The sequence below is a fragment of the Vibrio sp. NFR genome, from assembly GCF_027587095.1.
GTDB classification, from domain to species: Bacteria; Pseudomonadota; Gammaproteobacteria; order Enterobacterales; family Vibrionaceae; genus Vibrio; species Vibrio harveyi.
This window is the reverse complement of sequence record NZ_JAPPTN010000003.1, coordinates 500405-507243: the sequence shown is the minus strand read 5'-3', so window position 1 is coordinate 507243 and position 6839 is coordinate 500405. Positions and strand designations below refer to the sequence as shown.

At 45.6% G+C, this 6839-nt stretch carries 4 protein-coding genes; 1 reads left to right on the top strand and 3 read right to left on the bottom strand.

From position 1 onward, the window contains the following. Positions 1–424 precede the first annotated feature (424 nt). Entirely contained in the window at positions 425–1315 is an 891-nt protein-coding gene (gene ilvY, locus OH463_RS08810; RefSeq protein WP_069218282.1) for an HTH-type transcriptional activator IlvY, read from the bottom strand. 142 nt (positions 1316–1457) lie between these two features. On the opposite strand from ilvY, the gene ilvC reads away from it, so the two are divergent. Then, on the top strand, positions 1458–2942 hold the full coding sequence (gene ilvC, locus OH463_RS08805; protein ID WP_005446356.1) for a ketol-acid reductoisomerase: 1485 nt from the start codon (positions 1458–1460) through the stop codon (positions 2940–2942). A gap of 391 nt (positions 2943–3333) precedes the next feature. On the opposite strand, the gene ubiK is transcribed toward ilvC, so the two are convergent. After that, positions 3334–3585: a ubiquinone biosynthesis accessory factor UbiK gene (gene ubiK / locus OH463_RS08800; RefSeq protein ID WP_005427244.1), complete on the bottom strand. Its 252-nt coding sequence runs from the start codon at positions 3583–3585 to the stop codon at positions 3334–3336. Positions 3586–3716: 131 nt separating this feature from the next. Beyond that, positions 3717–6839: a multidrug efflux RND transporter permease subunit VmeD gene (vmeD, locus tag OH463_RS08795; RefSeq protein ID WP_005446354.1), complete on the bottom strand. Its 3123-nt coding sequence runs from the start codon at positions 6837–6839 to the stop codon at positions 3717–3719.

The following is a 6839-nucleotide window of genomic DNA, read 5'->3' as shown; positions in this document are numbered from 1 at the left end:
CAGACAAAGCCCTAGCAGAAATGCTAGGGCTTTTTCGTATCTAACAATTCAAATTCACCTATTGGTGTATGAACTCCGCTCGTGTGCGAGTCCAATTGCGTGCAAGCCCAGCCGCTCTGTCGCTTGTTTAGAAAAAACTTTTGGATTGGGCTGATATCCTCAGAGTCCAGTACCTGCAGCATAGTGAACTCTGTGGGATAAAGGTCTTATTTATCTTTTATCATTGGCTATTTTCTCAGCCTTAAAACTCCCCAAACGTAAGTGCTTACTTACTCTCATCGTTTTTCTAGTACTATCTTTGTTATATGAACAGTGACGTTGCGCTCTTTTTGTGCTGCTCTAGATTTTATGTTCAAGATTGACTGTAAACAAAAAGCCCATTACGTGAGTAACGGGCTTCCATTCCCATTTGAATGAGGTATCCCTACAGGGAGATATATTTACTTTCTGCCACTTCCCATAATGCTTTAACTAAAGGGTTTTCTAGCTGGCTTTTAATACAGCAAACACCAAGTTCGAATGGTTTGATAGGCAGAACCTTAAGCCTATTTATCTTCTCTCTGACAGGGCTGTTGTTGATTACTACATCCGGTGCAATACCAACTCCGCAGCCTAAGGCCACCATACTGACGATGGCTTCATGTCCTGACACCTGTGCGTAGATATTTGGTTTGATCTTCATTTGCTTAAACCAAACATTCGCTCTTTCTCTTGCTGTGCCTGCTTCTGGGACAATAAAAGGGATCGTTGACCAATCCGGACTTTCTCTCTGCAGTTCTTCTGCAAAGCTGCTGACTCCAACTGGCGCTATCACCGATAGGGGAATCTCACTGATTGGTTCAAAGGAGACTTTAGCTGGCAGTTGGTCTGGCTTAGCAGAGATCGCGATATCAGCCTCATCTGCCAATATTTTATCGATGGCTTGCGCTGGGTCGCCAGTAGAGAGTTTGAATTCAATAAATGGATGCTGAATGCGGAATTCGGAAATAAGCTCTGGGAGATGGCTATAACTTGCCGTTACCGAGCAAAATAAACGTATCTCCCCTTTTAACTCGTCTTCCGTTCCTTTGACGTAACTTTGGTATTGCTGCCATTCCCCTAAGATCTTTAGTGCAACAGGTAATAGCTTCTTTCCTTGAACCGTTAATTCGACACTTCGGTTATCACGCAAGAACAGCTGTTGATGCGTTTCTTCTTCCAATTTCTGGATCTGCCGGCTTAGTGCAGAAGGGCTGATATGCATTGCCGCCGCTGTCTTAGCGAAGCTCTTACTATCACATAGATGAATGAATAACTGCAGGCTTTTGATGTTCATTAAATCTTCACTTCCATGTTGCATTAATTGCAATAAGTAATTGTGAATATATCACTTTCAGCAACAGAATGTCTGTTTTAGTATGAACTCATTCGGTAACACAAGTACCGACCTCTATGGAAGAATGTTAAGGAGCACCCAGATGGCTAACTATTTCAATACCCTAAACTTGCGTGAGCAATTGGACCAACTTGGTCGTTGTCGCTTTATGGACCGCGAAGAATTCGCATCAGAAGCAGATTACCTAAAAGGTAAGAAAGTGGTCATCGTAGGTTGTGGTGCTCAAGGTCTTAACCAAGGTCTAAACATGCGCGATTCTGGTCTAGACGTTGCTTATGCGCTTCGCCAAGCGGCAATTGATGAGCAACGCCAGTCATTCAAAAACGCAAAAGACAACGGCTTTGAAGTGGGTAGCTACGAAACGCTAATTCCACAAGCTGACCTAGTCGTAAACCTTACTCCAGATAAGCAACACACAAACGTTGTTGAGACGGTAATGCCGTTGATGAAAGAAGGTGCAGCACTAGGCTACTCACACGGTTTCAACGTTGTTGAAGAAGGCATGCAAATCCGTAAAGACCTAACAGTAGTAATGGTTGCGCCTAAATGTCCGGGTACGGAAGTTCGTGAAGAATACAAGCGTGGCTTCGGTGTACCGACTCTTATCGCTGTTCACCCTGAGAACGACCCTAAAGGTGAAGGTTGGGATATCGCGAAAGCTTGGGCAGCAGCAACAGGTGGTCACCGTGCCGGCTGTCTAGAGTCTTCTTTTGTTGCTGAGGTGAAATCTGACCTAATGGGTGAGCAAACTATCCTTTGCGGCATGCTACAGGCTGGTTCTATCGTATGTTACGAGAAGATGATTGCTGATGGTATCGATCCAGGCTACGCAGGTAAGCTTCTTCAATACGGTTGGGAAACCATCACTGAAGCACTGAAGTTTGGTGGTATCACTCACATGATGGATCGTCTATCAAACCCAGCAAAAGTAAAAGCATTTGAGCTTTCTGAAGAGCTAAAAGAGCTGATGCGTCCGCTATACAACAAGCACATGGATGACATCATCACAGGTCACTTCTCTAGCACAATGATGGCTGACTGGGCAAACGACGATGCAAACTTACTAGGCTGGCGTGCAGAAACGGGTGAAACTGCTTTCGAAAACTACCCAGAAACTGACGTAGAAATCTCTGAGCAAGAGTACTTCGACAACGGTATCCTGATGGTTGCTATGGTTCGTGCTGGTGTTGAGCTAGCGTTCGAAGCAATGACAGCATCTGGCATTATCGATGAGTCTGCTTACTACGAGTCTCTACACGAGCTACCGCTGATCGCGAACACTATCGCACGTAAGCGTTTATACGAGATGAACGTGGTTATCTCAGACACTGCGGAATACGGTAACTACCTGTTCGCTAACGTAGCAACACCGCTTCTACGTGAGAAGTTTATGCCAGCAGTAAATACTGACGTAATTGGTAAGGGTCTAGGTGAAACTTCTAACCAAGTAGATAACGCGACTCTTATCGCTGTAAATGATGCTATCCGTAACCACCCAGTGGAGTACATTGGTGAAGAACTACGTGGGTATATGACTGATATGAAGAACATCGCTGTAGGCGGCTAATTACTTGCCTTAAGGTTCCATTTCGGTGTCGAAGGTGCTCATTTACTATCGTAAACTCCGCGCCTTCTCCTAGAAATGAAACCTTAATTCAGCGCAATTCGTTTAAGGGACTAAAGCTCTTAGCTTCGAATATACAATCTGCGTAATTGTATTAAAGCAAAGCAGGAAGAACTCCGGACAGACTGGGGTCAATAAATACAACATAAAACACAACATCTAATTAAAAGGCTTGGTCGCCGTTGACCAAGCCTTTTTTGTTTTTATAAAGGTGAATTTTGTCCTTAAGAAGGCAAAATAGAAGCGAATCCTGAATCTCGAATCCTGAATCCCAATAAACAAAAAGGGCTGATGTTCTCACATCAACCCTTATAATTTTCTTGTCGCTTTTCGCTTATTTATCAGCGAGCTTTTCTTCAAGCTCTGCTAATTTCTTTTCCATTTCTGTCAGCTTTTGACGAGTACGCAGCAGAACTTGAGTTTGTACGTCGAATTCTTCGCGGCTAACTACGTCTAGCTTGTTTAGCTGACCTTGGATTACTTGGCGAACTTTTTGATCAACATCCGCGCCTAGTTCTTTTACTGGCTGTGGCATTGATTCGTGAATTTGTTTAGCGATTTGCTCTAATTTCTTTGGGTCAAACATAGTGGCTAAAACTCCTTTTGATTTGCCCACATTCTATGTAAATGATACGGGAAAGTCGCCATTTAGATGGTAAAAAAGAGAGCAGCAATAAAAAAGGTCACCGAAGTGACCTTTTTCTTAGTGCTTTACGCTTACTTATTATCTGCTAATTCGCGATGAGCAGCTTTTGCTTCATCCACTCGAGCTAGCTTTTCTAAGTCTTTGTCTTCAACAAATACTGGCAGTGGCTTATGTTTCTCAGCTAGGTAGCTGTAAATCACAGGCAGTACGAATAGCGTAAACAGTGTACCGATTGCTAGACCGGCAACGATTACGATACCGATACTGAAACGCTGAGCTGCACCTGCGCCTGTTGCGTACATCAGTGGGATCAGACCTGCAATCATCGCCGCTGTTGTCATCAGGATTGGACGTAGACGAACTTTCGCCGCTTCCATTACCGCATCGATACGAGACAGTTTGTTGTGTAACTGCTCTTCTTTCGCTACTTCACAGATCAGGATACCGTGCTTGGTGATCAGACCAACTAGAGTAATCAAACCAACCTGCGAGTAGATGTTCATCGATGCCGTACCCCACGCTAGAGCAATCAATGCACCACATACCGCTAGCGGCACCGATACCATGATTACGATTGGATCGCGGATAGATTCAAACTGAATCGCCAGTACTAGGAAGATGATCGCCAGTGCTAAACCGAATGTTGCGTATAGTGCGCTACCTTCCGTTACAAACTGACGAGCTTCACCCATATAGTCATGGTTGTAGCCTGATGGCAGTTTGTTTTGTGCTACGTCTTCGAACCAGTTGATCGCATCACCCATTGCTACGCCTGGAGCAGGTACTGCACCAACCGTTGCTGAGTTTAGCTGGTTGAAGTGAGGCAGTGAGCGAGGCTCTGCAACAACATCAATCGTGATTAAGCTTCCTAGTGGTACCGCTTTACCGTCAACCGAACGCACGTAGTAGTTCTTCATCGACTCTGGGTTTAGACGCCATTTACGTTCAACCTGAGGGATAACCTCGTATGAACGACCATTTAGGTCGATACGGTTTACGTAACCGTCCGCCATCATAGTACTTAGCGTTACACCGATGTCTTGCATGGTCACACCGTAGGCACCGGCTTTGTCTTTGTCGATGCTGATCTTCATCGTTGCTGAATCGTAATTTAGATCCAGATCCGAGTAAACGAACATTGGACTGGTAGACACATCAGCTAGGATATCGCTTGCGATAGTAAACAAGCTCTCGAAGCTGTTTGGTGTGGTGATAACGAACTGAATTGGCAGACCTGAACCGGCACCAGGAAGCTCTGGCATCTGGAATGCGGTAACTGACATACCTGGTACGTGAGCGACTAGTTCACCTACACGTTTGGTAATATCAGCTTGACTCGCTTCACGCTCACTCCAAGGTTTAAGAGTTGCTAGACCGAACGCTTGGTTTGAGTTTGGTACACCGTTAAACACCTGAGCGTATTCTACTTCTGGCTGATCAGACAGAATCTTGTTCACGTCATTCATGGTGTGTTCGATGTAGTCCAAGTTCGCGTTCGAAGGTGCTGTACCCATTAGTACCACTACGCCTTTATCTTCTGAAGGAGCCAATTCACTTGGAATAAACTTAAACAGAATTGGTAGCGTTGCGAACACGATGATCGCGAAAGCAATGATCACTGGGCGATGCGCCATAACAGCGGTCAGCATTTTCTCGTAGCGGTTGGTCATGCCATCCAATACGTGATGTACTTTTTGCTCAAACTTGCTTGGCTCTTCATTTGCCTTAAGCATTTTTGAACACATCATCGGCGACAGAGTCAGAGCGATGATACCAGACACAAATACCGCGCCAGCTAGGGTTAATGCGAACTCTTTAAATAGCGAGCCCGTGATACCGCCCATTAGTGCGATCGGCGCGTATACCGCACCTAGTGTCAGTGTCATTGCAATTACTGGCACAGCGATTTCACGAGTACCAATGATAGCTGCACGGAACGGCGATTCCCCTTCTTTGATGTGACGGTCGACGTTCTCAAGAACCACGATCGCGTCATCCACCACCAGACCGATGGCGAGTACCATTGCCAGAAGTGTCATCAAGTTCCACGAGAAGCCCATCGCCTGCATTACCATTGCAACACCAATCAATGATAGTGGGATAGTAACGATAGGGATGATTACCGCACGGAATGAACCAAGGAACAGAGTGATTACCACAAGTACGATAACTGCCGCTTCAAGAATGGTTTTCACAACTTCGTGAATAGATTCGTTGATGGCGATAGTTGAGTCGTACATCACGTTCATTTTGATGTTGCTTGGCAAGTTACGCTCTAATTGAGGTAAAAGTTTCAGCACATCTGCCGCGATGTTGATTGGGTTAGCACTTGGTGCCGCGTTGATCGCTGCAACTACAGCCTCTTGACCGTTCGCACTTGCGCGGTAAACGTCGTGGCTCTTCTCTAAGGTCACTTTCGCAATGTCGCCAAGACGAATGACGTCACCTTCACCAGTTTTAACAACCAGCGCTTCGAGTTCAGCAACGTTGGATACCTGAGTATCTGCGCTACCGTTGTAAAGTACGAATTCACCTGTCGCCTGACCGGTTGCCGACTGATAGTTGTTGGCGTTTAGTACCGTCATCACGTCGGTTGCTGTCAGCTTAAGTGCGCCCATTTTCGCTGGATCTAGCCATACGCGTAGCGCGTATTTCATACCACCGTATAGGTCAACTTTCGATACACCATTTACCGTAAATAGCTGCGGGTTGATTACACGCTCAAGATAGTCGGTGATCTGGCTAGAAGACAACTCGTCACTGGTGAAACCGATGTACAGTACCGCGGTAGTCGAGCCAGTCGACATCGTTACTGTTGGGTCTTCCGCTTCTTTTGGAAGCTGTGAGCGAACGGAGTTGGTTTTTGCCAGAATGTCAGACAGCGCCGCATTCGGGTCGGTGTTCAACTTCATGTTTACGGTAATGGTAGATGTACCAAGCACCGAGGATGAAGTCATATAGTCGATATTATCGGCTTGCGCTACCGCTTGCTCCAAAGGCTGGGTAATAAAGCCTTGGATCAGGTCGGCACTCGCACCGTAATAACTAGTGGTTACAGTAACCACCGTGTTTGTCATTTCAGGGTATTCACGAACTTGCATCTTGAATACGGCTTGCAAACCAAGCAACGCAATCAAAAAGCTGATCGATACCGCTAAAACTGGACGTTTAATAAAAACATCAGTAAAGCGCAT